This window comes from Anoxybacillus sp. MB8, from assembly GCF_011006755.1.
Classification (GTDB): Bacteria; Bacillota; Bacilli; order Bacillales; family Anoxybacillaceae; genus Anoxybacillus; species Anoxybacillus gonensis.
The window spans coordinates 36,570-61,380 of sequence record NZ_RXXX01000002.1 but is presented as its reverse complement, the minus strand read 5'-3'; the positions used below and the strand labels follow the sequence as shown (position 1 = coordinate 61,380).

Below are 24,811 nucleotides of genomic sequence, written 5' to 3'. Positions count from 1 at the left end.
AAGCGGAAGAAAAAGGGGACAAGATGATGTGGTTTACGAAAAAAAATCGAATAGATGATGTGGCGAAACAGCTTGCCCATTCGCCAGATTTTATGTGCCGCCGCATTGCATGTAAAGGAAAAAACGTATACGTTCTCTTTTTAAGCAATTTAATTAATCACGCTCATCTTCAACAAAACGTCCTAGCCTTTATTCAAGCACAACAACACGTATCGATTGAGCAGCTGGCGCGCTGTTTGCCGATTGGCGCAGTGAGCATATGTGAAACGGAAAAAGAAATGGCGTCATATATACGCGACGGTTGGGCGGGCATTTACATCGAAAAAGAAAAGCGTGGTCTTGTCGTCAACATCGCAGAAAAAGTCGAACGTTCGCTTGAAAAAGCGGAAACGGAATCGCTTGTCCTCGGTCCGAAAATGTCGTTTACCGAGTCCATCGATACGAACATTCGTATTTTGCGCCAAAATATTACCGATCAAAAATTGGTGACTGAAAAAATGACGATCGGGGTGCGCAATCCGCTCGATGTGCGCGTCGTATACATTGAGGACATCGCCGATCAAACAAACGTTCAAACGGTGAAGCAACGGTTAACGGAATTGCAAATTGACGAAGTGATCGACAGCTCCATTTTAGCGCAACTATTAGACGATCATGCATATACGATTTTTCCGCAATATTTATTAACGGAACTGCCTGACCGCTTAGCGTATAGTTTATTAAAAGGGCGCATCGGCATTTTTGTTGATCGTAGCCCGACGGTCATCATTTGTCCGACGACGTTTTTTAGCTTTTTTGAGACGACGGAAGACATTTATTTACGCTGGACGATGAGCACCGTCTTGCGCGCGGTACGCATGCTTGGCATTTTCGCTTCCATTTTTTTATCACCGTTATATGTCGCCGTCATTACATATCATTACGAAGTCATTCCGTCCGCTTTATTGTTAACGATTGGCGAATCCCGTTCGCGCGTGCCTTTTCCTCCTGTCATTGAAGCGTTATTTTTAGAATTTATGATTGAACTATTGCGTGAAGCAGGGGCGCGCTTGCCGACAAAAGTCGGTCAAACGATGGGTATCGTTGGCGGTATCGTTCTCGGACAGGCTGCAGTGGATGCCGGATTTACGAGCAACGTGCTCATCATTATTGTTGCATTAAGCGCGCTCGGTTCGTTTACGGCACCAAGTTATGAAATGGGGGCAACGATTCGCATTTTACGCTTCCCAATCATTTTACTCGCAGCGCTTTGGGGGCTTATCGGCATATTTATTGGCGTCAGCCTGTTGCTTATTCATTTATTAAAGCTTACATCGCTTGGACGTCCATATTTATCGCCGATGTATCCGTTTCGTTTTGCAGATATGAAATATGCGCTCATTCGCTTGCCGATTAAGTTTTATAACGAACGTCCGAAAACGAACCGTCCGCAAAACTCCCGCCGTTTTTCATGGCGTGAAGCGATGAAACGAAAGGATTTGGATGAATGATGAAAACGCCAAACGAACGGCTATCCGTGAATGCGTATCTCGTTTTTTTTCTCGTTCATACCGCGCAAATTGGCCTCGGCATCGTCGGCGTGCAGCGCGTCATTTTCGTTGAAGCGCGCCAAGATGCATGGATTGCCGTCCTTATTAGCGGGTTATGGATTCATCTTATCGTTTTCGTCATTTGCCAAACGTTAAAATCGTCGGAACATGACAACATTTTTTCGCTTCATACGTTCGTGTATGGACGTGTGCTCGGTTGGATCATGAACGCAGCGGTTGTCGTTTATTTTTTAATGGCGTATACGTCTATTTTGCTCGGTTATGTGGAGATGGCATTAACGTGGATGTACCCCGATTTTCCGCTTTGGGGCGGTGCGCTCATTTTAGTGCTTTTAACGGTATATGCCCTATATGGCGGCGGATTTCGGCTCGTGGCTGGCGTTAGTTTTTTAACGTTTTTTATGGCCATTTGGATCGTTGTTGTCGTTTTTCAACCGTTGAAATATGCGGAGTGGATTCATTTACTCCCTATATTAGAAGCGACGCCGAAACAAATGATGAACGGCGTATTAAAAACGTCTTACACGATGCTCGGATTTGAAGTGTTATATCTCATTTATCCGTTTGTAAAAGAAAAAGAGCGCGTTCATCGCTATGCGCAACTTGGTGTGTTATTGACGACATTGCTCGTTGCCATAGTGACGGTCATTGCGATTGCTTTTTTTAGTCCGAAGCAGCTCGATGTGACCATTTGGGCGTCGTTGTCGATGTTTTCGATCGTCAAATTTCCTTTTATTGAACGGTTTGAATACGTCATTATTCCGCTTTGGCTGCTCGTCATTTTACCTAATTTGCTCATGTTTATGTGGGCGATGACGCGCGGCGGAAAAGCGCTTTTTCATATAAAGCAAAAATACGGATTATTTATTTTCGCATGTTTATCTTTCTTCGTTGCGATGATGTTTGAAAAGCGAGCGACAATTAACGAGTTTATTGATCAAGTCGGATGGTATGGGTTTTCGTTGAGCTTCGTCTATCCATTTTTCTTATATGTTTTTGTGCGCATCAAAACATGGGCAAAGGGGAGCGCAAAATGAAATGGTTGATCATCGTCATGTTGTTGCTTAGCGGTTGTGTATCCCCGCGCGTATTAGAGCGACAAGGCATTATTACAGCAGCAGGATTTGATAAAAAAGGAAAGATGTATGAGGCGGGATCGGTTATGCTTTCGTTCCAAACGACAGGTTCATCGATGTCCGAAGTCATTGAAGCGACAAATAAAACGAGCAAAGGGCTTCGCCAAGATTTAGAGGCGCAAACGAGCCACGATTTAGGTTCGGGACAAATTCGCGTCGTTGTATACGGAAAAGAGCTAGCAGAGAAAGATGGGATTTTTCCACTCACCGACACGCTACAACGCGATGCAAATATCGGCTCGCTCGTTTATTTAGCTATTGCGGAGCCGAACGCAAAAACAGTCATAAAAAGTAAAAAACATGAAGATACGCCCGATATTGGCACATATTTATATCGATTAATTGAAAAAAATTTGCGCAGTGAATCGCTATTAGCCGCCACGTTGCACGAGTTCATTCATAGTTATTACGACGTTGGCAAAGATCCGGTTTTACCTTGTTTATCATTGCGTGACGACAAACCGATTATTGAAAAAGTAGCACTCTTTCGCGGAGACAAATTTGTCGGAACGGTGCGACTCGACGAAAGTTTTTACATAAAAATATTAGCCTCAGAGTATAACACCGGACTAAAAAATGTGACGGTGTCGCGCGAAGATGTCGCTCCGTTATTAATAAAGAAAAAGGGAAAAAAAGTGAATCTTGTCATTAATGAAATAAAAACAAAACGGAAAATTAAGCTCGTTCGTCAAAAACCATTTCCGCATTTCCGTGTTACGGTCAAGATGCAAACGGAAATTTTAGAGATGTCTGAAAAAATGAAGCCAATTATGCAAGCGAATATACACGTGCTTGAGCGAGCAATTGAAAAACAAATGAAAAAAGAAATCAATCAGCTATTGGTGAAATTAAAAGCATATAAAACGGACCCGATCGGATTTGGACAAATATATGACCATTCGGTGCGCAAATTACAGTTGACACATAAACAATGGTTGCCATTGTACAAAGATGCACGGATCGACGTCGATGTGAACGTATCGATTTTACGCACAGGAACAATTGACTAAATTTCGTTTCTTTCTGAAAAATTATTTTCAATTATCGTCACGTATGGTTTAATAAAAAAAGGAGGGAAGAAAACAAAAAGCGAGGATTACAACATGAATGAACAGCAGTTTCTGTTCCAACACCCTCCATTGATAAAATGGGAGGCCGTTGGGCAACAGTTTGATCAATGTGCGATTTTTTTTGTTACGAACGAAGACGGAACGATTGTGTATATGAGCGATTTGTTCATGAAACAACTATCGCGCCGCTATGGCGTCGTGCAACAACTCGTTGACCGTGCCCAAGAAGCCATTTCTACATTATATACAAACGATACGTGGCGCGGAAAAGTGACGGTCGATCAACGTCATGCGTATATGCACGTGCATTCGTTTCAATCGCATTTCATTTGGACAGGGTTCTTTTTGTTAGACGATAATGATTCGGATACATTAACCGGCGTCTTGTCGTACGATTCGTTTCAACATATGCTTTGCGAGCGAATGAATCAAAATGAACCGTTTACGTTATTGTCGTTGAATTTAGACCGTTTTAAATTCATTAACGATTTAATTGGCTATGAACGTGGAAACGAATTGTTAAAACAAGTAGCGGAGCGATTGCGGCGCTATGAAGGTGGCATCGTCGCTAGACAACATCGCGATCAATTTTTTCTCGCTTTTTATACCGTTGACCGAAATGAGCTGCGTCAAGTCATCGAGGAAATCATTCAATTATTTTCGGCTCCGTTTCAACTGACAGATCAAGAGCTGACGGTGACGCCAAGCATTGGAGTAAGCGTCTTTCCTCACGATGCAACCGATTGGACGACGCTCATGTCGTTTGCGGATTTAGCCCTTGAAATTGCGAAAGAAAACGGTGGAAATACGTACTGTTTTTATACGAACGAATTAAAAAAGACGAACGAACAAAAATTGTACATTCAACATAGCATTCGAAAAGCGTTAAAACAAAATGAATTTACGCTTCATTATCAACCGATTGTCGATATTAAAACAGGCGATATTGTGGCGGTGGAAGCGTTATTGCGCTGGTATCATCCGAAGCGCGGATGGATTTCACCCGCAACGTTTATTCCGATTGCCGAGGAAACGAATTTAATTCAGCCAATCGGTGAATGGGTGTTGCGAAAAGTATGTGAACAAAGTAAAGTGTGGAGGAAAAAAGGGCTTCCACACGTGCAAATGGGCATTAACGTTTCTATTAAACAATTTTTGCAAGCCGATTTAGTGAAACATATTGAACAAGTGCTGCGCACGTACGATTTAGATCCGTTTTGCTTAAAACTAGAAATTACAGAAAGTATGGCGATGCATCATATTGACTATGTGCTTGCTCAACTTCAAGCGTTAAAAAATTTAGGGCTTCAATTGGCCGTTGACGATTTTGGGACAGGCTATTCTTCATTAAACTATTTAAAAAAACTGCCGGTCGACATCATTAAAATAGACCGTTCGTTTGTACAAGATATGGTAAAACATTCATACGATTTATCGATCGTTCGCGCCGTCATTGAAGTGGCGCACAGCTTACAAATGAAAGTCGTTGCTGAAGGGGTGGAAACGGAAGAGCAACTTGCCATTTTAAAACGAGAAGGTTGCGACCGTGCCCAAGGCTACTATTTCAGCAAGCCGCTTTCAGCTGAACAGTTTGAACAATTAGTCCAAAGTAAAAAAGGGCGATCTCATTAAGAGGCCGCCCTTTTGTGTAATATAATAAAGTATGCTTGTTGAAGCTCGAAGCTTGTCCTTAACGAAATGTTTTCCCGAACCGCTGCGGACGTGACCAATCGTATCGTTTCGGCTTCGGTTGCACATCTTCAGGTGTGACGCCTGTGTATGCTTGAAGTAAACGTTTCGCTTGAGACAACGGCATTTTAGCAACAGGGTTGCGATAAGAATCGTCCAACGTACCGAGATGAGGCAAATGCTTGAAGTCTTCTTTTGTTGGAGGTATGTGGAAGTAATATTGACCGATCGCCACAAGCACATCCGACTTTTGTTGGCTGTACTTCGGATTTCGGGAAAAATGAAGTCCAACTTTTTTCGCTTTCCCTTCTTCGAGCATTTTTTCAATCGTTTTTTTCTTGAGCAAATACAAGTAAGAAGGATTTAACGCAGTTTTCGCATGACGGTTGACAGTAAACAAAGCGACCGATAAGTTTTCAACGGTGCATTCGACTGTTTCCATTGGCATTCCACTCCTTTTTGAAAGATAATATAAAACTTCAGATTTAGGGAGCTGTCTAGCTCCAAGCGCCATCGGCTCGAGTCGCTCCGCCCCACACTGCGGCGGCGACAGCCTCCTCGGTGGGGCTTGTGCGCTCTTCGCCGATAAGCGGGCGCTTTTCGCTTTTCTTTTATACACTTTTATTATACACGATCGTCTATGTTTTTGGAAAATTTTCAATTTATTTTTTTAACGGAGGAGGGTAAATGGTGAAATATGGAATTATTGATATCGGCTCGAATACGATGCGGCTTGTCATTTACGAACGAAGCAAAAGCGGTCGGTTGCGCGAGCGAGAAAATGTAAAAATTGCAGCTCGGCTGCGCAACTATTTAACAGAAGACGGCTTTTTTACAGAGGAAGGATTGCGCGTTCTTTTAGATGGACTACTCACATTTCAAGATGTGACGCGTTTTCATCGCCTGCACGATGTGAAATGTGTGGCGACGGCAACGATTCGTCAAGCGCGCAATCGCGATGAGATCGTTCGCTTTATTGCAGAAAAAACCGATTTTCGTATTCGTATTTTATCCGAATATGAAGAAGCATACTACGGTTTTTTAGCTGTCATTCAATCGACGTCATTTCATGAAGGAATTACGGTCGATATTGGCGGAGGAAGTACGGAAGTGACGTATTTTCACAATCGCGAACTTGTCGACTACCATAGCTTCCCGTTTGGTGCATTATCGTTAAAACGTCAGTTTGTCGCTGGCAACGTGCCGACAGATGAAGAACTGCAAACGTTACGTGCATACGTTGACAAGCAATTTCAATCGCTTCCGTGGCTAAAACAACGCCGTTTGCCAATCATTGCGATCGGGGGAAGCGCCCGCAACGTCGTGCAAGTACATCAAATGTTACAAAACTACCCGATTGCCGGCATTCATCAATACGAAATGAATCGCGACGACATTGTACAAGTAAAAAAATATTTGCGCTCATTGACGTTTGAACAGCTGCAAAAAGTCGAAGCGTTGTCGAAAGATCGAGCGGATTTAATTATTCCAGCGGTCGAAGTGTTTCAAACGTTATACGAAACAGTTGATGCGACGACGTTTATTTTAAGCCGCAAAGGATTGCGCGACGGCATTTTTTACGAACAGTTTGGGCCGATCGTCTTTCCCAGCGTACTAGATGAAAGTTTTTTTGAACTAGCCCAAGATTACGAAGTGAATACAAACCACGTACAACACGTATTAAAACTTGTCATTCAACTGTTTGACCAAATGCGTGCGCTTTCGCTTTTTCCGCTGACCGGAGAAGATCTCGTCTTATTAAAGCGCGCCGCTCACGTGTTTTATTTAGGGCAATATGTCGACGAAGAAGCGAGCAGCCAACATACGTTTTACCTTTTAGCGAATCGAACGATTGACGGATTAAGCCATCGTGATCGTGTGCAACTTGCGCTTGTTGCTTCGTTTAAAAATAAAACGTTGTTTAAACAATATGTGCAGCCGTTTCATGCGTGGTTTACTCGCGCAGAACAAAAAAAGCTTCGTTTTCTTGGCGCGCTATTAAAATTTGCTTACAGTTTAAACGATACGAAGCGAAACATCGTTGATCGCGTGCAGCTTGAGCTTCAAGATGAAACCGTCGTCGTACATCTTTTTTGCAGTCAATCGTTTAAAGCGGAAGAATATCAAGCGGAAAAACATAAGAAGCATGTCGAAAAAATGTTAAAACGCCCGATTCAATTACAGTTTCATTTGGAGGGATGAATATGGATTTAAGCCATCCGCGTTATTATAATAACCGCGAATTAAGTTGGCTTGCGTTTAACGAACGCGTTTTGCAAGAGGCGATGGACGAGCGCAATCCGCTGTTGGAACGGTTGAAATTTTTAGCGATTTTCAGCTCGAATTTAGATGAGTTTTTTATGGTGCGCGTCGCCGGGTTAAAAGATCAAGTAAAAGCGGGATTTAATAAGCCGGAAAATAAAGCGGGATTAACGCCGAAAGAACAGTTGAAAAAAATTGCGAAAAAAACGCATGCGCTTGTGAAGTGGCAGTACGACATGTACAACGAAACGTTGTTGCCGATGTTAAATAAAGAAGGGGTACATTTGCTTGCGCCAACCGAATGGAGCGCTGAACAAATGACGTACTTGCAGTCGTATTTTATGAAAAATATTTTTCCGGTATTAACGCCGATGGCTGTCGATGCGTATCGCCCGTTTCCGATGTTGTTGAACAAAAGTTTAAATTTAGCGATCGTCCTTGACGATGAAGAAGATGAAGAAGATCGGAAAAAATTAGCGATCGTGCAAGTGCCAGCGGTGTTAAATCGCTTCATTCCATTGCCGGCAAGCGACGGCATGCATGTGTATGCGCTGTTAGAAGACGTCATTACGATGTTTATTCATACGTTATTTAAAGGGTACAACGTTTCGTCTGTGACGCAATTTCGCATTACGCGCAACGCCGATTTAACGATTCACGAAGAAGGGGCGCGCGATTTATTAAAAGAAATTGAAAAAGAGTTAAAAAAGCGAAAATGGGGCGCAGCGGTTCGGCTTGAAATGAGCAAAAAAGGGTTTGACGAATGGGTGCTCGATTATTTATTAGATGAGTTAGAAATTCACGAAAAAGATGTGTATCAAATTGATGGGCCGATTGATTTGACATTTTTATTTTCGTTTTATTATGAAGTGGCGAAATATAAAGAACATCTCATTTTCCAAACGCTCATTCCGCAACCGCCAAAAGATGTAGATGACGATGAAGATATATTTGAGAAAGCGAAAGAGCGCGATTTATTGTTTCACCATCCATATGAATCGTTTGAGCCGGTCATTGATTTTATTTCCGATGCCGCAGACGATCCAGACGTGTTAGCGATCAAACAAACACTTTATCGTGTCAGCGGAGACTCTCCAATTATTGAAGCGTTAAAACGGGCGGCGGAAAACGGCAAACAAGTGACCGTTCTCGTTGAATTGAAAGCGCGGTTTGATGAAGAAAATAACGTGCAATGGGCGAAAGAGCTTGAAAAAGCAGGCTGCCACGTCATTTATGGCATGACGCATTTAAAAACGCATAGTAAAATTACGTTAATTGTGCGCCAAAAACATGGGAAAATTGAGCGGTTCGTTCATTTAGGAACAGGCAATTATAACGACGCGACTGCCAAAGTGTACACTGATTTCGGTTTGATTACGGCGAATGAACAATTTGGTGAAGATGCGACAAACTTTTTTAATTATTTAAGTGGCTATATGGAAAAACCGGAATTTCACCATTTAGTCGTCGCCCCGTTTGATTTACGGCAACAATTTTTACAGCTCATCGACGAAGAAATTCGCTATCATAAACAATATGGCGATGGGCGCATCATCGCAAAAATGAACTCATTAACAGATAAACAGCTCATCATGAAGCTATATGAAGCGTCTCAAGCAGGGGTACAAATTGATTTAATTGTGCGTGGCATTTGTTGTTTACGTCCACAAATGAAAGGAGTAAGTGAAAACATTCGCGTCCGCAGCATCGTCGGTCGCTTTTTAGAGCATAGTCGCGTATATTATTTTCATCACCACGGACAAGCGCGCGTCTTTTTGTCATCTGCCGATTGGATGACGCGCAATATGGACCGCCGCATTGAAATTTTATTTCCGATTTTTAACAAAGAATTAAAACAGCGGCTCATTGACGTATTGCACATTTTGCTTGCTGATAACGTGAAAGCGCGCGAGCAAAACGAAGAGGGAGAATACGATTACGTGAAGCGAAAAGAAGGAGAAGAAGAAGTAGATAGCCAAATGATTTTATTTCAAATGGCATACGATGTTGCAGACGATGAAGAATAAGGAGATGATGACATGAAAGAAAGCGGAGCGGTTGCCCTTGGGGGAGCGCTAGGGGCGCTATGTCGATACGGTGTAGCGATTGTATTCCCGTTTCTTTCGTTTCCGTGGGGAACGTTGCTCGTCAATTATGCCGGTTCATTTTTGCTTGGGGCGCTTACGTCTTACGTCGGAAAGAGAAGCATGGCGGAATGGTTGCGTCTTGCCATCGGAACAGGGTTTTGTGGCGGATTGACGACGATGTCAACGTTTAGTAAAGAGACGATTGCGCTATGGCATGACCATGTCGGACTGGCAAATGTATATGTGCTCACATCTTTTGTTGGAGGCTTGCTTTTTTGTTATGCAGGCGTGTATGTTGGGGAACGAATGGGTATGAAAAAAGTAGGTGAGGCGTCATGATTACCGTTGCGCTTGGCGGAGCGTTTGGGGCGTGGTGCCGCTATCAGCTTGGCATATGGCTATTACGTTGGACGAAAAAATCATCTGTGCCGCTTTCCATTTTGTTTATTAATTGGCTCGGTTCGTTCGGGCTTGGCATGGCGCTTGCCCACGACGTGCAAGCCGTCGGGGTAACGATTGGCTTTTTTGGAGCGTTTACGACGTTTTCAACATTTAGCGTCGAAGCGCTGCAACTATTGTTGCGAAAACAATATAAAGAAGCGTTTTTTTACATCGTTGCTTCGCTTATCGGAAGCATATGTATGTTTCAAGCCGGGTTTATGTTATAACCCGGCTTTTAATGTGAACAACGTTAATTCTGGTGGGGTTAAAAAGCGAAACGGCATGCGCGTCGTTCCAAGTCCGCGATTGACGTATAAAGTGAGTTGCTGTACATCGTAAAACCCTTCGACATATTGTTTTGCTAGCGGAGGGGTGACGAGCGGTCCAATCCACGGCAGTTGAATTTGTCCCCCGTGGCTATGACCAGACAGCTGAAGATGAAACGGATAGACGCTCGCTTGCGTCACGAGGTCGGGTTCATGAATAAGCGCAATCGTATACGTTTCCTTTGGCAACTGTTGCACCGTTTTGGCGAAATTCGGCTGACCGAGCATAAAATCGTCTAACCCTGCGATGACAATTTGTTCGTTGCCTTGACGAACACGTACCCATTCGTTCACAAGGAGACGAAATCCGGCGTTCTCCATCATGTCTTTATATATATTTGTTCCGTATCCGCCGTGATCGTGGTTTCCATAAATACAGTACTTTCCAAGCGGAGCATGAAGCGTTGCCAATAACGATGTAATCGCAGCGACATGTTCGTATTTATTCGGTTTATCAAGCAAATCGCCTGTAAAACAAATGAGATGCGGATTGAGGTCGTTCATTCGTTGGACGACGCGTTGAAAATGGTCAACAGAATAATGATACCCTAAATGCACATCGCTAAATTGAAGAAGCCGACATCCATCAAAGCTTTTTGGAATGAGTGGGTGCACGATGTCATAACGCCGTACGGTCAACTGCCTCGGCTCAATATATTTGGCATACATATATCCCGCCGTTGAAAGCAATGCTCCTTTAACGAATAAAGAAAAAAACGTGCGTAAAAAATCTCGTCGTTTCATGTCTCAAACCTTACCAAATGAAAATGTTCTTCATTCATTATAAAAGAAAAAAGTTGATAAAAACAGTAAAAACAATGTTAAAAATTTTCTAAATATATAGTACAATAAAAATGAATGAACAACCATTCATAAAAGGGGATGAGAAGATGAAGGGGAAAGTCGTGATTGTGACAGGCGGTTCAAGCGGCATGGGGAAATATATGGCGAAGCGTTTCGCGCATGAAGGAGCGCACGTCGTCATTACAGGAAGAAGAAAAGAAGCGCTTGAAGAAGCGGCAGCTGACATCGGTGGAAGCGTTTTACCAATCGTTATGGACGTACGCCAACCGGAATTAGTCGCAGCGATGGTGAAAGAAACGGATGAGCGTTTTGGGAAAATTGATGCGCTCATTAATAACGCCGCAGGCAATTTTATTTGCCCGGCGGAAAAGCTATCGATTAACGGCTGGAATAGCGTCATCGACATCGTCTTAAACGGGACGTTTTATTGCAGCCGAGAAGTCGGGAACTATTGGATTGAAAAAGGACAAAAAGGATCGATCATTAACATCGTTGCTACATATGCTTGGGGAGCAGGGGCGGGCGTCATTCATTCGGCATGCGCCAAAGCAGGTGTGTTAACGATGACGCGCACGTTAGCTGTGGAATGGGGGAAAAAATACGGCTTTCGTGTAAACGCGATCGCTCCCGGTCCGATTGAGCGAACAGGTGGGGCGGAAAAACTCATTTTATCGGAAGAGATGGAAAAGCGCGTGAAAGATAGCGTACCGCTCGGCCGATTTGGCACGCCTGAAGAAATTGCCGGCGTCGCTTCATTTTTACTTTCCGATGCGGCTGCGTATATAAACGGGGAGTGCATCACGGTCGACGGTGGACAGTGGTTAAATCAACATCCGTTTTAAAGCGACGTTTGCTAGCGTCGCTTTTTTTATTTTTGTTATGGTATAATGGGTGAAAAAAACGGGGGAGGCGGCGTCGTTTGGATGCGCTAGACATTTTAACACACATCGATCAAGTCGTTCCGCATTATCAACCGATTTTTAGCGCTGACGAGCAATGCATCGTTGGATACGAAGTGCTCGGTAGATTTCAGCATGGCGATGAAGTCGTCAGCCTCGGTCCATTTTTTCACGACGAGACGATTCCAGAAGAATTTCGTATGGAAGTTGACAGCGTCGTGACGACGAAGGCGCTCGATCAGTTTGTGACGGAGCGACCAGCACCGCTTATTTTCATTAACCGCGATGCAAACGTGTTAATGGTTGATCGGGGAGAATCGTTTTTACAGCTTCTTCTTTCATATAAAGAAAAAGGACTACAACTGAACCAAGTCGTCCTTGAAATTACAGAGCATCGCTTTAAAGGGGACGTACAGCAGCTCGGTCACGTATTGACGTATTTGCGTACGTACGGCATACAAATCGCCGTCGACAATATCGGAAAAGAAAGCAGCAATTTAGATCGCATCCGGCTGCTTGCGCCCGATTTATTAAAAATTGATTTGCATTCGTTGCGCACATCAGCAACGACGACATCGTACGACGACGTTCTTTATTCCATTTCGCTACTCGCGCGCAAAATCGGGGCGACGCTTTTGTATGAAGATATTGAAAACGCCTTTCAGCTACAATATGCATGGCGAAATGGCGGGCGGTACTATCAAGGTTATGATTTGCATGAACCATCGCCTTCGTTTCTTCCAAAAGATTTATTAAAAGAGCGATTGCGCAATCAGTTTCATACGTTTATTCAACATGAAAAAAAGAAACTGCAAACGTTGTACGACATTTCCGAACAATTTCAAACGCGCATATCCGACCTTGTCGTGAAACATAAAAAAGCATCGTCGTTTAACGAACTCATTTCAAGTTTAGCTAAACATTTAAACGATTGCAGTTTTCGCATTTACGTTTGTGACGATGACGGCTTCCAGAAGTCTGCCAACATGTTTAAAAAAGGAGACGCATGGGAGCTACAGCCGCAATATGAAATGAAAAATTGGAGCTGGCGTCCGTATTTTTTAGAAAATATCATTCGTATGCGCTCGCGCAAACGCGGCATTTTATCGGACTTATACAGCGACATTGAAACAGGGGAGACGATCCGCACGTATTCGTATCCGCTTGATGAGCATCATTATTTATTTATCGACTTAACGTATGAATATTTATTTGAACATAATGCTCATTTGTAATAAAACGTCGCTTGCGGTGGAAAAGTAAGCATGAGGTGAACGATGATGGACACATTTTCTTGGATTCTTTTACTTATCGCAAGCGGAGTATTAGTTTGGGGATTTGTTTATACGTATCAACTTGGCAAGCGGCAACGTACGCAAGGAGAATACGATACGAGCGTCGGGGAAAAAGTAGCTGCCCATCCATATGTACGCAATCCGGTTTTTATTGCATACATCGTGTTTGTCGCTCTTTTGCTCGGGTATATCGCATACGTCGCCTTTCAAACGTAAGCCCGCTTTTGTGGGCTTTCGTTTTTGTTTACTTTTTTCGCGAATCTTGGTACAGTAGTGAATAGTCGTTGAAATACGTATCGGAAAGGAATGAATGTCATGTCGCAATTATTAGGCATTATCCAACGGTTAATTAGCTTACAAGAACAAAAAACAGGAACGAACGAAGCGCCACAACGCAACTTTGAAGTGAATGGTGAAAAAAAATGTAGCGTGACATATTATGAAAAAACGAACACGTTCGTATTAGAAGTGTACGAAAAAGGCGAGAAGCCGAAATCGTATCAATTCGACAACATTGATATGATCGCCATTGAAATTTTCGATTTGTTGAATTAAGTCTTCACATAGGTGAAGGCTTTTTTATTGCACTTCTCGCTTTTCCATATCGAAACGAACATGATACAATGACAAATGGGGATTATATTGTGAAAGGCGGAATGACGATGCAACAACCATCGCTGACTGAACTGATGATTCCGTCCGATAAAGTGGCGCACGTGCAAGTGGGGAATCATTTACAACACGCGTTACTCGTCTTAACGCGCACAGGATACTCAGCTATCCCGGTATTAGATATGACGTATAAACTGCAAGGGCTCATTAGTATGACGATGATTATGGATGCCATTTTAGGTATTGAGCGGATCGAGTTCGAGCGGCTTGACACGATGAAAGTCGAACAAGTGATGCAGCGCAACATGCCGCGCCTACATATAAACGATTCATTTTTAAAGGCGTTGAAGTTGCTTATTGATTACCCATTTTTATGCGTAGAAAATGATGACGGTTATTTTGTAGGTATTGTGACGCGGCGTGAAATATTAAAGCGGTTTAATCGCTCGATGTACGAAAAGCGACGATAGGCTTGTCACCGTTTATTTCATTTGTTAAAGTAAAAAAATAAAACGATAAGGAGGAAGTTGCGATGATGATGGATGCAAATGAAATTATTTCCTTTATTCAAAACAGCAAAAAGAAAACACCTGTGAAAGTATACATAAAAGGGGACGTCGCTGACATCGATTTTGGCCCGAGCGCGAAAACATTTATTACAGGTCAGACAGGCGTCGTATTTGGCGAATGGGCAGACATTGAAGCAGCGCTTGAAGCGAACAAACATAAAATCGAAGACTACGTCGTGGAAAACGACCGTCGCAATTCTGCGATTCCACTTCTTGATTTAAAACATATAAAAGCGCGCATCGAGCCGGGAGCGATTATTCGCGATCAAGTGCAAATTGGCGACAATGCCGTCATTATGATGGGGGCGGTCATTAATATCGGCGCCGTTGTTGGTGAAGGAACGATGATCGACATGAACGCTGTGCTTGGCGGACGTGCGACAGTCGGGAAAAACTGCCACGTGGGTGCGGGAGCAGTACTTGCTGGTGTCATTGAGCCACCGTCAGCTAAACCGGTCATTGTAGAAGATGATGTGATGATCGGAGCAAACGCGGTCATTTTAGAAGGAGTAACGGTCGGAAAAGGTGCGGTCGTTGCCGCAGGTGCGATCGTGACAGAAGATGTGCCTCCATATACTGTTGTTGCAGGTGTTCCAGCGCGCGTCATTAAACAAATTGACGAAAAAACAAAAGCAAAAGTAGAAATTAAACAAGAACTTCGCCAACTATAAAGCGTGGAATGGATCCACGCTTTTTTCAAAAGGAGGATCGAAATGTTTATAAACATCCGCCGCGATTTGCATCAAATTCCTGAGCTCGGCTTTCAAGAGTGGAAAACACAACGATACATATTAGATTATTTAGCTCGTCTCCCACAAGAACGGTTGCAAATGAAAACGTGGCGCACAGGCATTTTCGTGCGTGTTCTCGGCATGGCACCGACGAAAACGATCGGCTATCGGGCGGATATGGACGGATTGCCGATTGACGAACAAACAGACGTGCCGTTTCGCTCGACGCATGAAGGACGCATGCATGCATGTGGGCACGATATGCATATGGCGATTGCGCTTGGTGTGCTTACTCATGTCGTCCATCATCCGATTGACGACGATATGCTTTTTATTTTTCAACCTGCGGAAGAAGGACCGGGCGGGGCGCTTCCGATGCTTGAAAGCGATGAAATGAAACAATGGATGCCCGATATGGTGATCGCTTTGCATATTGCTCCTGAATATCCGGTCGGAACGATTGCGACAAAAGAAGGGTTGTTGTTTGCGAATACGTCCGAGCTTTTTATTGATTTAATCGGCAAAGGAGGACATGCGGCGTTTCCGCATGAAACGAAAGATATGGTCGTTGCCGCCAGCGCCCTCATTATGCAGCTGCAAACGATCGTTTCGCGCAACGTCAATCCGCTAGATAGCGCGGTCATTACGATTGGCAAACTGACGAGCGGCACCGTACAAAACGTTGTCGCCGAGCGGGCAAGGCTAGAAGGGACGATTCGCACGTTATCTCCGGAAGCGATGGAAAAAGTAAAAGGGCGTATTGAAGCGATCGTGCGCGGCATCGAAGTCGCTTACGACTGCGAAGCGCATATTGATTACGGTTCGATGTATTACCAAGTGTACAACGACGAGACATTAACGAACGAATTTATGCAATTTGTGGAACAAAAAACAGATGTTCATCTCGTTCGTTGTCAAGAGGCAATGACGGGCGAAGATTTCGGTTACATGCTTGCGCGCATTCCGGGCTTTATGTTTTGGCTCGGCGTGCAATCGCCGTTCGGTTTGCATCATGCGCAATTAAATCCGAACGAACAAGCCATCGATGTCGCCATCCAACTACTCACCCGTTACGTCACTTGGAAAGGAAATCATCATGTAAAGGAAGAAGAACAATGAAATTACGAGAACAAATGCCATCATTAGACGGAGCAACAGTTATACTAAACGGAAACGTCACTCGCGAACAGCTCATCGGTAAACCGACGCTCGTTCATTTTTGGGCGGTGAGTTGCCATCTTTGTAAAGACGGAATGAAACAAGTAAACGCATTTCGCGATCGCTATAAAGATGAATTACACGTCATTTCGATTCATATGCCACGGCGCGATGGCGATGAAAACGTAGAAGTCGTCAAACAGCTAGCTGAGCAATACGGCATGACCCATCCGATTTTCATTGACAACGACCATCGTTTAAAAGAGGCGTTTGATAATCGCTGCGTGCCAACGTATTATATATTTGATGCAGATGGTAAGCTTCGTCATTACCAAGCAGGTAGTGGCGGTGTCAATATGCTAGAAAAACGGCTTTTGCGTGTGCTTGAAGAAAACCGAACAAGAGGGGATATTGAATGAAAAAGAAGGAGTTTGCTGTCATCGGCCTCGGACGATTTGGCGGGAGCGTATGTCGTACGTTAAGCGAACAAGGCATGGAAGTGCTTGCGATTGATATGAACGAAGATAAAGTGAACGAATATGCATCGATTGCCTCACAAGCCGTCGTTGCCGATTCAACGGACGAAAACGTTTTGAAAAGTTTAGGCATTCGCAACTTTGACCACGTTATCGTTGCCATCGGTGACAACATTCAAGCGAGCATTTTAACAACGCTTATTTTAAAAGAGCTCGGCGTCGAAAAAATTACGGTAAAAGCGACGAACGATTATCATGAAAAAGTGTTGAAAAAAATTGGTGCCGACCATATCGTCCATCCTGAGCGAGATATGGGCGAAAGAATTGCGAACAATATGATTTCAAACAACGTGCTTGACTATTTAGAACTGTCCGATCGCCATAGCATCGTCGAAATTGTCGCAAACGAACGGCTCCATGGTCATTCGCTTCTTGAGTTAGACATTCGTGCCAAATACGGAATTAACATCGTTGCAATCAAACGAAACAACGACATTATCGTTTCACCGCTTGCCTCAGAAGTCATTTACGCAGGTGATATTTTAATCGTCATCGGTGCCGATCAAGACATTGACCGGTTCGAAAGCGAAGTCGTTGGAGAATAAAAAGAAGGTGTCCAAACGGGCACCTTCTTTTCAACAATCTGAAAGACAGAATATATTTCCGTCTTTTTCATTAGGTATGGTTATTTATGATATTTGTCCTTTCAAGAATTCTTTTTTCTTCTAGATATTTCAATTGGATTTCAAACACTTTTTCTCTTGGTACGTAATGAATGATTCCTTGTTTCAAAAGTGCATCCACTTTTTTTACTTTTTTCATTATTTCTCCCCGAAGCTTTGTGTTTTTAATTTCAAAAGGAACATCATTTAAAGTATATGGTTGGCCAATGAATTGTTTATGAATCACATACATATTTTGTATCAATAAATAACTATCATAACGATTTATTTTAATGGGGTGTATAAAATCTGGTCTTTTCATCGATAATGCTTTAATCTTTCCGTTTTTATCATCATCTTTTGTGATTGGAATACAAAAAAGCCCATCAGGGAATTCTTCTTTTTCAATGACTAAAATTAACGCAGGTCTTCTCTCTTTTATAGGTACTTTGTATTGTGTCCAATCGGTGATTGAAAAAAATTCTTCCTTGATGAAATAAATTTTAAAATGTTCAGACATATCATAATACCCCAATCCAAAAAAAGAAGCGGATACCCCGCTTCTTTTTCTGACAAGTTTTCGAGTCCGCCACTTATTAGTCGCCTGCGGATGAGCGACAAGTTTTCGAGTCCGCCACTTATTAGTCGCCTGCGGATGAGCGACAAGTTTTCAAATCATTTGTCCGATCTTTTGCCACCGCAATTTCTAATGGTGGCGAAAAGACAATCGTAGGTAACTAAAACACCCTACATTTATATTTTCATTATATTCAACGGAATTTATTCTGTCAATGAACATACTTGTTAAATTCCTTATTATACTAAACGAAGAACTTGTCTTTTTTCTCCTACAAACATTTCACTCATCCCAATAAAATATTTGAAAGTAAAGGAGAAAATGAAAGAAGGTGTCCAACCGGGCACCTTCTTTCCTATACTTCCATAATAATTGGTAAAATCATTGGCTTGCGTTTCGTTTTTTCGTATAAAAACGGTGCGAGCGTATCGGTAATTTCTGTTTTAATGTCCGACCATTGATTTGTTCCTTGTTCAAGTAGCTGTTGTAAATGTTTGGCGATCAGTTGTTGGGCATCGCTAATTAAGTTGCCGGATTCACGCATATAGACGAATCCGCGTGAAATAATGTCTGGTCCGGAGGCGATTTTCATTTCTTTCATGTTAATGCTTACAACGACGATCACTAATCCTTCTTCTGACAAAATGCGACGGTCGCGCAAGACGATGTTGCCGATATCACCAATGCCGCTTCCGTCGATATACACGGAACCGGACGGAATTTTGCCGACGATGCTTGCTCCTTCTTCACTAATGCCGAGCACGTCTCCATTGTCCATAATAAAGCAGTTTTCTTCTGGGACACCGCAATCGACCGCAAGTTTTACATGCATTTTTTGCATGCGATATTCGCCATGAATCGGCATGAAATATTTCGGTTTCATTAAGCGAATCATTAATTTTTGTTCTTCTTGTCCCCCGTGACCAGACGTATGAATGTCGCTAAGCGGTCCGTGAATGACTTCCGCTCCTGCGCGCGCCAGCATATTAATAATGCGATTGACGCTTACGGTATTGCCCGGAATTGGCGAAGATGAAAAGACGACTGTATCGCCCGGCATAATTTGAATTTGACGATGCGACCCGTTAGCGATGCGCGACAACGCTGCCATCGGCTCCCCTTGACTTCCGGTACAAAGAATCGTGACGCGATGGGCAGGGAGGCGATTAATTTGCGACGCATCGACAAACGTATCTTTCGGACATTTAATGTAGCCGAGCTGTTGGCCAATTTCAATAGCCGCTTCCATGCTTCGTCCGAATACGGCAATTTTTCGATTGTTTAATACAGCGGCTTCCGTCACTTGTTGTAAGCGGTGAATGTTCGAAGCGAACGTCGCAAAAATAATGCGTCCTTGCACTTTTCGGAAAATGTCGTGAATGCTTTCGCCGACGCGCCGTTCCGACATTGTAAAATGCGGGATTTCGCTATTTGTACTATCGGACAATAAACAAAGAACGCCTTCTTTTCCGATTTCGGCCATTTTCGTTAAGTTCGCTGGCTCGCCAACAGGCGTAAAGTCGAATTTAAAATCGCCCGTATGAACGATTTGACCGACTGGCGTTTTAACGACGATGCCGTAGCTATCTGGAATGCTGTGCGTTGTACGGAAAAATGTCACCGCTGTTTTTCCGAACGAAATGACGTCGTCTTCTTTTATTTCGATTAGTTTCGTTTGACGCAACAATCCGTGTTCTTCTAGCTTGTTGCGAATGAGCCCGAGCGCCAATTTGCCGCCGTAAATCGGGACGTTCACTTGGCGAAGCAAATACGGAATGCCGCCAATATGGTCTTCATGTCCGTGCGTAATAAATAACCCTTTAATGTTTTCGGCATTTTTCACTAAATAGCTGTAATCAGGGATGACGTAATCAATTCCGAGCAACTCGTCTTCTGGAAATTTAATGCCGGCATCAATGATGATGATTTCATCTTCATATTGCACGCCATATGTATTTTTCCCAATTTCGCCTAGACCGCCGAGAGCGAAAACACCGACTTGCTTATTTTTTAACATGTTCATTGTTTAATCTCCAATACGTGAAAATGAGCGTTTTGTTGTTCGTACGCTAAATGTGCTCCCTCGAGCGGTTGAATGTATTCAATATTGATATGACGGTCTTGTAATTTTCGGCGCACATCTCGCTCGCTATCCGCTTCAATGTATAGCGTCTTCGTTTTTTCTCTTACAGGTACTTCATCGATCGTATCTTGGTAAAACACTTTAAAAATCAACGTCCATCTCTCCTTTTCATCATTTGTTTAAAAAATAAAGTGTTAGCCCCGAGCGTTTTCCGCTTTTCTTATTATATATAAAAAGTGTGGAATGGGAAACAAAATTGAAAAGAAGCCCTTCAACCGAAGGGCTCGTACAACTATGCAATCGATTTTCTGCGCAAAAGTTCTTTCCATTGTTTGAGCAGCTTGCGTTTCAACTTTTTCAACATGACGCATCACTCCTCACTTTTATTGTATCCGATTTTGCAGGAAAGTAAATGTCTTCTCTATGATTTATTATAAGAAGATCATCGACAAATTTTGCATAGGAAAATATGCCATTGTTTAACCAATTCGTTGACAATGTGATGCAATTCGGTTACGGTAGGTTTGTGAACTTTTACACGAGGAGCGAGAAACATGGAGAGAAAGATCGTTTTTTTCGATATTGACGGAACGTTGTTAGATCATGAGAAACAGTTGCCGACATCGACATATGAAGCGATACATGAATTAAAAAAGCAAGGGGTATATGTGGCGATCGCGACGGGGAGAGCGCCATTTATGTTTGAATCGCTTCGAGAACAGCTCGGAATCGAATCGTTTGTTAGCTTTAACGGACAATATGTCGTTTTTGAAAAAGAAGTGATTTACAATCAACCGCTTGATCGCGAACGGCTTCACGCCTTAAAACAAATGGCGCACGACAATGAACATCCGCTTATTTTCATGGACGCTGACACGATGCGGGCGAGTGTAGCCGATCATCCGTACATTCACGAAAGCATGGGAAGTTTAAAATTTGCCCATCCGCCATACGATGAAACGTATTACGAACAAAACGATATTTATCAAGCGCTTTTGTTTTGTAAGCCGGAAGAAGAACAGCCGTACGTTACAGCGTTTCCGACGTTTCATTTTGTGCGCTGGCATGCGGTATCTACAGATATTTTACCGTATGGCGGTTCTAAAGCAGAAGGAATTAAAAAAATGATCGCGCAGCTCGGTATTGCGCGCGAAAACGTATATGCGTTCGGCGACGGGTTAAACGATACGGAAATGTTGCGCTTTGTCGGCACAGGGGTAGCGATGGGGAACGGCCATGAAGAAGCGAAAAAAGTAGCCGATTTCATTACAAAACCGGTCGATGAAGATGGCATTTTATTCGGTTTACGTCAGCTCGGGTTGTTGAAATAAAAGGTGTCCGCAATGGACACCCTTTTTTTAACGTTCAATCGGAATGGCGCCAGCTGGCACGTCGTACGGATGTTGTTTATTAATATGATCATAAAACATAATGCCGTTTAAATGGTCAATTTCATGTTGAAATACGATCGCAGGCAATCCTTTTAAACGTAGCTTCACCGTTTCGCCTTCAAGCGTCGTCCCGGTGACTGTAATGCGCATATAGCGAGGAACGTAACCGGGGATCGGCTCGTCGACGGATAAACATCCTTCTCCGCTCGTTAAATAACACATTTCAACGGAATGGCTTACAATTTTCGGATTAAATAACGCATAGCTATGTAACGTTCCTTTTTCGTCCGTCACATGCACCGCAATCATGCGCTTCGAGACGTTAATTTGCGGCGCAGCTAAGCCGATGCCCGGACGAAGTCCATACGTTTTCGCTAACTCTGGATCTTGGCTCATTTTTACATATTCCAACAAGCTTGCTAAAATGCGGCGATCTTCTTCGGATGGGGGAAGCGGCACTTCTTCAGCTACTTTTCGTAACGTCGGATGACCGTCTTTAATAATATCTTTCATCGTAATCACGTTGTTTCCTCCTCACACGCAGTATAACCATTTTTTATTATGAAGGATGGAATGAAAAAGTGCAATTGCGTGAGAAACATACATATTCACGTTGTAAAACAGAAATAATACAGATTAACGAAAAATAGTATAACAGATTCATAACACAGTTAAAATTTTCTAATTTTCATTTTTATATAGAAGGTGGCAAGCAAACTGATTGACGAGCGTTGTCGAACGGTGTAAACTGAAAGATGTAAAAAAACAGTTGTATTAATCACATTTGCTTTTCTCATTAATACAGCTTTCAATACACAACGTGTGGTAAAAAGAAACCGTTTTTGGGCAAATTAAAAGGTGCATCATTTTACGTTTTGAAAAGAAAGGATGAGGTGAACAAAATGGGTAAAAAACCCCTATTCGATGTGAAAAAGCAACTTGAAAAAGTCGCTGAGCAGTTCCCGACATTTCAAATTTTAAATGAAGAAGGCGAAGTCGTAAACGAAGCGGCGATGCCAGATTTAACAGATGAGCAGTTGAAAGAATTAATGCGCCGCATGGTATACACACGCGTGCTTGACCAACGTTGCATTTCGTTAAACCGTCAAGGACGTCTCGGCTTCTATGCGCCAACAGCAGGACAAGAAGCGAGCCAATTAGCGAGCCATTTTGCATTAGAAAAAGAAGATTTCATTTTACCGGGCTATCGTGACGTTCCACAAATGATTTGGCATGGTTTACCACTTTACCAAGCGTTTTTATTTTCACGTGGTCATTTCCATGGTAACCAAATTCCTGAAGATGTCAACGTGTTGCCGCCACAAATCATTATCGGTGCCCAAATTATTCAAACAGCCGGCGTTGCGCTCGGTATGAAAAAACGTGGCAAAAAAGCGGTCGCAGTTACATATACAGGTGACGGCGGTGCATCGCAAGGGGACTTCTACGAAGGAATTAACTTCGCAGGGGCATTTAACGCGCCAGCGATCTTTATCGTTCAAAACAACCGTTTCGCGATTTCAACGCCAGTCGAAAAACAATCTGCCGCAAAAACAATCGCGCAAAAAGCGGTTGCCGCAGGTATTCCGGGCATTCAAGTAGACGGAATGGATCCGCTTGCGGTATATGTGGCGGTGCGTGACGCTCGCGAGCGTGCGATTAACGGTGGAGGTCCAACATTGATTGAAACGCTTTGCTTCCGTTACGGTCCACATACGATGGCGGGAGACGACCCAACGCGCTATCGTTCGAAAGAGCTTGAAAACGAATGGGAGAAAAAAGATCCGCTCGTTCGCTTCCGCAAGTTTTTAGAAAACAAAGGATTATGGAGCGAAGAAGAAGAAAATCGCGTCATTGAACAAGCGAAAGAAGATATTAAAGAAGCGATTAAGAAAGCGGACGAAACACCAAAACAAAAAGTGACAGACTTAATGTCGATTATGTACGAAGAAATGCCAGCGTTCTTAAAAGAGCAATACGAAATCTATAAAGAAAAGGAGTCGAAATAACCAATGGCGCAAATGACAATGATTCAAGCAATCACGGATGCGTTGCGCGTAGAAATGCGCAAAGACCCGAACGTTCTCGTGTTCGGTGAAGACGTCGGTGTAAACGGCGGGGTATTCCGCGCGACAGAAGGATTGCAAGCAGAGTTTGGCGAAGATCGCGTATTCGACACACCGCTTGCGGAATCAGGAATTGGCGGTTTAGCGATCGGTTTAGCATTACAAGGATTCCGTCCTGTGCCTGAAATTCAGTTTTTCGGATTCGTATATGAAGTGATGGACTCAATTTCTGGTCAAATGGCGCGCATGCGCTATCGTTCTGGCGGTCGTTTCCATGCGCCAATTACTGTTCGTTCGCCGTTTGGCGGTGGCGTACATACGCCAGAATTGCACGCAGATAGCTTAGAAGGTCTTGTCGCTCAACAGCCGGGATTAAAAGTCGTCATCCCATCAACGCCATACGATGCGAAAGGATTGTTAATTTCAGCGATTCGTGACAACGACCCTGTCATTTTCTTAGAGCATATGAAATTGTACCGCTCGTTCCGTCAAGAAGTGCCAGAAGGCGAATATACAATTCCGATCGGCAAGGCGGACATTAAACGTGAAGGAACAGACGTATCGATCATCACATACGGTGCGATGGTACATGAATCGTTAAAAGCAGCAGCGGAGCTTGAAAAAGAAGGCATCTCTGTTGAAGTCGTAGACTTGCGCACGGTTCAACCGTTAGATATTGAAACAATTATCGCATCAGTTGAAAAAACAGGCCGCGCGGTCGTTGTACAAGAAGCGCAAAAACAAGCAGGTATTGCGGCAAACGTTGTTGCAGAAATTAACGAACGTGCGATTCTTAGCCTTGAAGCGCCAGTATTGCGCGTAGCGGCACCAGATACAGTATATCCGTTCTCACAAGCAGAGCCAGTATGGTTACCGAACTTTAAAGATGTGATCGAAACAGTGAAAAAAGTAATGACGTTCTAATGG

Annotated in this window: 26 protein-coding genes; 20 read left to right on the top strand and 6 right to left on the bottom strand. The window is 43.3% G+C overall.

What is annotated here, in order from left to right:
- Window positions 1–23 precede the first annotated feature (23 nt).
- From EKC99_RS01285 to EKC99_RS01270, 4 genes are all read left to right on the top strand, one after another.
- Window positions 24–1,490, top strand: coding sequence for a spore germination protein (locus tag EKC99_RS01285; protein ID WP_163150079.1), 1,467 nt, complete (start codon window positions 24–26; stop codon window positions 1,488–1,490).
- Window positions 1,487–2,587 carry a GerAB/ArcD/ProY family transporter gene (locus tag EKC99_RS01280; protein WP_163150076.1) on the top strand — a complete coding sequence of 367 codons (1,101 nt, stop codon included), beginning with the start codon at window positions 1,487–1,489 and terminating at the stop codon, window positions 2,585–2,587. Before EKC99_RS01285 ends, EKC99_RS01280 begins: the two co-directional genes overlap by 4 nt.
- On the top strand, window positions 2,584–3,696 hold the full coding sequence (locus EKC99_RS01275) for a Ger(x)C family spore germination protein (RefSeq protein WP_009362583.1): 1,113 nt from the start codon (window positions 2,584–2,586) through the stop codon (window positions 3,694–3,696). The genes EKC99_RS01280 and EKC99_RS01275 overlap by 4 nt, the downstream gene beginning before the upstream one ends.
- Before the next feature lie 93 nt (window positions 3,697–3,789).
- On the top strand, window positions 3,790–5,388 hold the full coding sequence (locus tag EKC99_RS01270; protein WP_163150073.1) for a putative bifunctional diguanylate cyclase/phosphodiesterase: 1,599 nt from the start codon (window positions 3,790–3,792) through the stop codon (window positions 5,386–5,388).
- A gap of 58 nt (window positions 5,389–5,446) precedes the next feature.
- On the opposite strand, the gene EKC99_RS01265 is transcribed toward EKC99_RS01270, so the two are convergent.
- Window positions 5,447–5,887, bottom strand: a complete 441-nt coding sequence (locus EKC99_RS01265) for a YkyB family protein (RefSeq protein WP_163150070.1) — start codon at window positions 5,885–5,887, stop codon at window positions 5,447–5,449.
- Window positions 5,888–6,135: 248 nt separating this feature from the next.
- Between EKC99_RS01265 and EKC99_RS01260 the strand changes: the two genes are divergently transcribed.
- Genes EKC99_RS01260 through crcB form a run of 4 tightly spaced genes read left to right on the top strand, consistent with a single transcriptional unit; the run spans window position 6,136 to window position 10,462 of the window.
- Entirely contained in the window at window positions 6,136–7,647 is a 1,512-nt protein-coding gene (locus EKC99_RS01260) for a Ppx/GppA family phosphatase (protein WP_019417987.1), read from the top strand.
- 2 nt (window positions 7,648–7,649) lie between these two features.
- Window positions 7,650–9,734: an RNA degradosome polyphosphate kinase gene (locus EKC99_RS01255; protein ID WP_081957630.1), complete on the top strand. Its 2,085-nt coding sequence runs from the start codon at window positions 7,650–7,652 to the stop codon at window positions 9,732–9,734.
- A gap of 12 nt (window positions 9,735–9,746) precedes the next feature.
- Window positions 9,747–10,133, top strand: coding sequence for a fluoride efflux transporter FluC (locus EKC99_RS01250; RefSeq protein WP_163150068.1), 387 nt, complete (start codon window positions 9,747–9,749; stop codon window positions 10,131–10,133).
- Entirely contained in the window at window positions 10,130–10,462 is a 333-nt protein-coding gene (gene crcB / locus EKC99_RS01245; RefSeq protein ID WP_035064047.1) for a fluoride efflux transporter CrcB, read from the top strand. Before EKC99_RS01250 ends, crcB begins: the two co-directional genes overlap by 4 nt.
- Here the strand turns inward: crcB and EKC99_RS01240 are convergent.
- A complete protein-coding gene (locus tag EKC99_RS01240; RefSeq protein WP_163150065.1) occupies window positions 10,457–11,305 on the bottom strand; it encodes a metallophosphoesterase in 849 nt (282 codons plus the stop codon). The genes crcB and EKC99_RS01240 overlap by 6 nt on opposite strands.
- A gap of 146 nt (window positions 11,306–11,451) precedes the next feature.
- Between EKC99_RS01240 and fadH the strand changes: the two genes are divergently transcribed.
- The 9 genes from fadH (at window position 11,452) to EKC99_RS01195 (ending at window position 17,710) form a co-directional block, all read left to right on the top strand.
- A complete protein-coding gene (fadH, locus tag EKC99_RS01235) occupies window positions 11,452–12,207 on the top strand; it encodes a 2,4-dienoyl-CoA reductase (RefSeq protein WP_163150062.1) in 756 nt (251 codons plus the stop codon).
- 77 nt (window positions 12,208–12,284) lie between these two features.
- Complete coding sequence (locus EKC99_RS01230; protein WP_003396633.1) at window positions 12,285–13,499, top strand: EAL domain-containing protein; 1,215 nt, start codon at window positions 12,285–12,287, stop codon at window positions 13,497–13,499.
- A gap of 42 nt (window positions 13,500–13,541) precedes the next feature.
- On the top strand, window positions 13,542–13,775 hold the full coding sequence (locus tag EKC99_RS01225; protein WP_163150059.1) for a hypothetical protein: 234 nt from the start codon (window positions 13,542–13,544) through the stop codon (window positions 13,773–13,775).
- Between the two features lie 99 nt (window positions 13,776–13,874).
- Window positions 13,875–14,114: a YkuJ family protein gene (locus EKC99_RS01220; RefSeq protein WP_003396622.1), complete on the top strand. Its 240-nt coding sequence runs from the start codon at window positions 13,875–13,877 to the stop codon at window positions 14,112–14,114.
- A gap of 68 nt (window positions 14,115–14,182) precedes the next feature.
- Entirely contained in the window at window positions 14,183–14,641 is a 459-nt protein-coding gene (gene cbpB / locus EKC99_RS01215; RefSeq protein ID WP_052135687.1) for a cyclic-di-AMP-binding protein CbpB, read from the top strand.
- A 62-nt stretch (window positions 14,642–14,703) separates the two neighbouring features.
- Entirely contained in the window at window positions 14,704–15,411 is a 708-nt protein-coding gene (dapD, locus tag EKC99_RS01210) for a 2,3,4,5-tetrahydropyridine-2,6-dicarboxylate N-acetyltransferase (RefSeq protein WP_009362595.1), read from the top strand.
- 42 nt (window positions 15,412–15,453) lie between these two features.
- Window positions 15,454–16,590 carry an N-acetyldiaminopimelate deacetylase gene (locus EKC99_RS01205; RefSeq protein ID WP_163150056.1) on the top strand — a complete coding sequence of 379 codons (1,137 nt, stop codon included), beginning with the start codon at window positions 15,454–15,456 and terminating at the stop codon, window positions 16,588–16,590.
- Window positions 16,587–17,048, top strand: coding sequence for a TlpA family protein disulfide reductase (locus tag EKC99_RS01200; protein WP_055440239.1), 462 nt, complete (start codon window positions 16,587–16,589; stop codon window positions 17,046–17,048). Before EKC99_RS01205 ends, EKC99_RS01200 begins: the two co-directional genes overlap by 4 nt.
- Window positions 17,045–17,710 carry a potassium channel family protein gene (locus EKC99_RS01195; protein ID WP_163150053.1) on the top strand — a complete coding sequence of 222 codons (666 nt, stop codon included), beginning with the start codon at window positions 17,045–17,047 and terminating at the stop codon, window positions 17,708–17,710. Before EKC99_RS01200 ends, EKC99_RS01195 begins: the two co-directional genes overlap by 4 nt.
- Window positions 17,711–17,780: 70 nt before the next feature.
- Here the strand turns inward: EKC99_RS01195 and EKC99_RS01190 are convergent, their stop codons facing one another.
- The 3 genes from EKC99_RS01190 to EKC99_RS01180 form a co-directional block, all read right to left on the bottom strand.
- Window positions 17,781–18,287 (bottom strand): hypothetical protein, encoded by a 507-nt coding sequence (locus EKC99_RS01190; protein ID WP_042533734.1) that lies wholly within the window; start codon window positions 18,285–18,287, stop codon window positions 17,781–17,783.
- 412 nt (window positions 18,288–18,699) lie between these two features.
- Window positions 18,700–20,367: a ribonuclease J1 gene (rnjA, locus tag EKC99_RS01185; RefSeq protein WP_163150050.1), complete on the bottom strand. Its 1,668-nt coding sequence runs from the start codon at window positions 20,365–20,367 to the stop codon at window positions 18,700–18,702.
- Window positions 20,364–20,579 carry a DNA-dependent RNA polymerase subunit epsilon gene (locus EKC99_RS01180; RefSeq protein ID WP_021094462.1) on the bottom strand — a complete coding sequence of 72 codons (216 nt, stop codon included), beginning with the start codon at window positions 20,577–20,579 and terminating at the stop codon, window positions 20,364–20,366. The genes rnjA and EKC99_RS01180 overlap by 4 nt, the downstream gene beginning before the upstream one ends.
- A gap of 402 nt (window positions 20,580–20,981) precedes the next feature.
- Between EKC99_RS01180 and EKC99_RS01175 the strand changes: the two genes are divergently transcribed.
- Window positions 20,982–21,758 carry a Cof-type HAD-IIB family hydrolase gene (locus EKC99_RS01175; protein ID WP_163150047.1) on the top strand — a complete coding sequence of 259 codons (777 nt, stop codon included), beginning with the start codon at window positions 20,982–20,984 and terminating at the stop codon, window positions 21,756–21,758.
- Window positions 21,759–21,785: 27 nt separating this feature from the next.
- Here the strand turns inward: EKC99_RS01175 and def are convergent, their stop codons facing one another.
- Window positions 21,786–22,340 carry a peptide deformylase gene (gene def / locus EKC99_RS01170; RefSeq protein ID WP_009362602.1) on the bottom strand — a complete coding sequence of 185 codons (555 nt, stop codon included), beginning with the start codon at window positions 22,338–22,340 and terminating at the stop codon, window positions 21,786–21,788.
- A 380-nt stretch (window positions 22,341–22,720) separates the two neighbouring features.
- Here def and pdhA point away from each other — a divergent pair, with 380 nt between their 5' ends.
- Window positions 22,721–23,827, top strand: coding sequence for a pyruvate dehydrogenase (acetyl-transferring) E1 component subunit alpha (gene pdhA / locus EKC99_RS01165; protein WP_009362603.1), 1,107 nt, complete (start codon window positions 22,721–22,723; stop codon window positions 23,825–23,827).
- Between the two features lie 3 nt (window positions 23,828–23,830).
- On the top strand, window positions 23,831–24,808 hold the full coding sequence (locus EKC99_RS01160; RefSeq protein ID WP_019417977.1) for an alpha-ketoacid dehydrogenase subunit beta: 978 nt from the start codon (window positions 23,831–23,833) through the stop codon (window positions 24,806–24,808).
- The last annotated feature ends 3 nt before the right edge of the window (window positions 24,809–24,811 follow it).

What these genes read in the sequence shown, in the direction of transcription:
- EKC99_RS01280 (WP_163150076.1), top strand. Translation starts at nt 1,487, where the DNA reads ATGATGAAAACGCCAAACGAACGGCTATCCGTGAATGCGTATCTCGTT.
- crcB (WP_035064047.1), top strand. Translation starts at nt 10,130, where the DNA reads ATGATTACCGTTGCGCTTGGCGGAGCGTTTGGGGCGTGGTGCCGCTAT.
- EKC99_RS01220 (WP_003396622.1), top strand. Translation starts at nt 13,875, where the DNA reads ATGTCGCAATTATTAGGCATTATCCAACGGTTAATTAGCTTACAAGAA.
- EKC99_RS01195 (WP_163150053.1), top strand. Translation starts at nt 17,045, where the DNA reads ATGAAAAAGAAGGAGTTTGCTGTCATCGGCCTCGGACGATTTGGCGGG.
- dapD (WP_009362595.1), top strand. Translation starts at nt 14,704, where the DNA reads ATGATGATGGATGCAAATGAAATTATTTCCTTTATTCAAAACAGCAAA.
- fadH (WP_163150062.1), top strand. Translation starts at nt 11,452, where the DNA reads ATGAAGGGGAAAGTCGTGATTGTGACAGGCGGTTCAAGCGGCATGGGG.
- cbpB (WP_052135687.1), top strand. Translation starts at nt 14,183, where the DNA reads ATGACAAATGGGGATTATATTGTGAAAGGCGGAATGACGATGCAACAA.
- EKC99_RS01270 (WP_163150073.1), top strand. Translation starts at nt 3,790, where the DNA reads ATGAATGAACAGCAGTTTCTGTTCCAACACCCTCCATTGATAAAATGG.
- pdhA (WP_009362603.1), top strand. Translation starts at nt 22,721, where the DNA reads ATGGGTAAAAAACCCCTATTCGATGTGAAAAAGCAACTTGAAAAAGTC.
- EKC99_RS01265 (WP_163150070.1), bottom strand. Translation starts at nt 5,887, where the DNA reads ATGGAAACAGTCGAATGCACCGTTGAAAACTTATCGGTCGCTTTGTTT.
- rnjA (WP_163150050.1), bottom strand. Translation starts at nt 20,367, where the DNA reads ATGAACATGTTAAAAAATAAGCAAGTCGGTGTTTTCGCTCTCGGCGGT.
- EKC99_RS01190 (WP_042533734.1), bottom strand. Translation starts at nt 18,287, where the DNA reads ATGTCTGAACATTTTAAAATTTATTTCATCAAGGAAGAATTTTTTTCA.
- EKC99_RS01285 (WP_163150079.1), top strand. Translation starts at nt 24, where the DNA reads ATGATGTGGTTTACGAAAAAAAATCGAATAGATGATGTGGCGAAACAG.
- EKC99_RS01255 (WP_081957630.1), top strand. Translation starts at nt 7,650, where the DNA reads ATGGATTTAAGCCATCCGCGTTATTATAATAACCGCGAATTAAGTTGG.
- EKC99_RS01275 (WP_009362583.1), top strand. Translation starts at nt 2,584, where the DNA reads ATGAAATGGTTGATCATCGTCATGTTGTTGCTTAGCGGTTGTGTATCC.
- EKC99_RS01160 (WP_019417977.1), top strand. Translation starts at nt 23,831, where the DNA reads ATGGCGCAAATGACAATGATTCAAGCAATCACGGATGCGTTGCGCGTA.
- EKC99_RS01205 (WP_163150056.1), top strand. Translation starts at nt 15,454, where the DNA reads ATGTTTATAAACATCCGCCGCGATTTGCATCAAATTCCTGAGCTCGGC.
- EKC99_RS01240 (WP_163150065.1), bottom strand. Translation starts at nt 11,305, where the DNA reads ATGAAACGACGAGATTTTTTACGCACGTTTTTTTCTTTATTCGTTAAA.
- EKC99_RS01175 (WP_163150047.1), top strand. Translation starts at nt 20,982, where the DNA reads ATGGAGAGAAAGATCGTTTTTTTCGATATTGACGGAACGTTGTTAGAT.
- EKC99_RS01250 (WP_163150068.1), top strand. Translation starts at nt 9,747, where the DNA reads ATGAAAGAAAGCGGAGCGGTTGCCCTTGGGGGAGCGCTAGGGGCGCTA.
- EKC99_RS01200 (WP_055440239.1), top strand. Translation starts at nt 16,587, where the DNA reads ATGAAATTACGAGAACAAATGCCATCATTAGACGGAGCAACAGTTATA.
- EKC99_RS01225 (WP_163150059.1), top strand. Translation starts at nt 13,542, where the DNA reads ATGATGGACACATTTTCTTGGATTCTTTTACTTATCGCAAGCGGAGTA.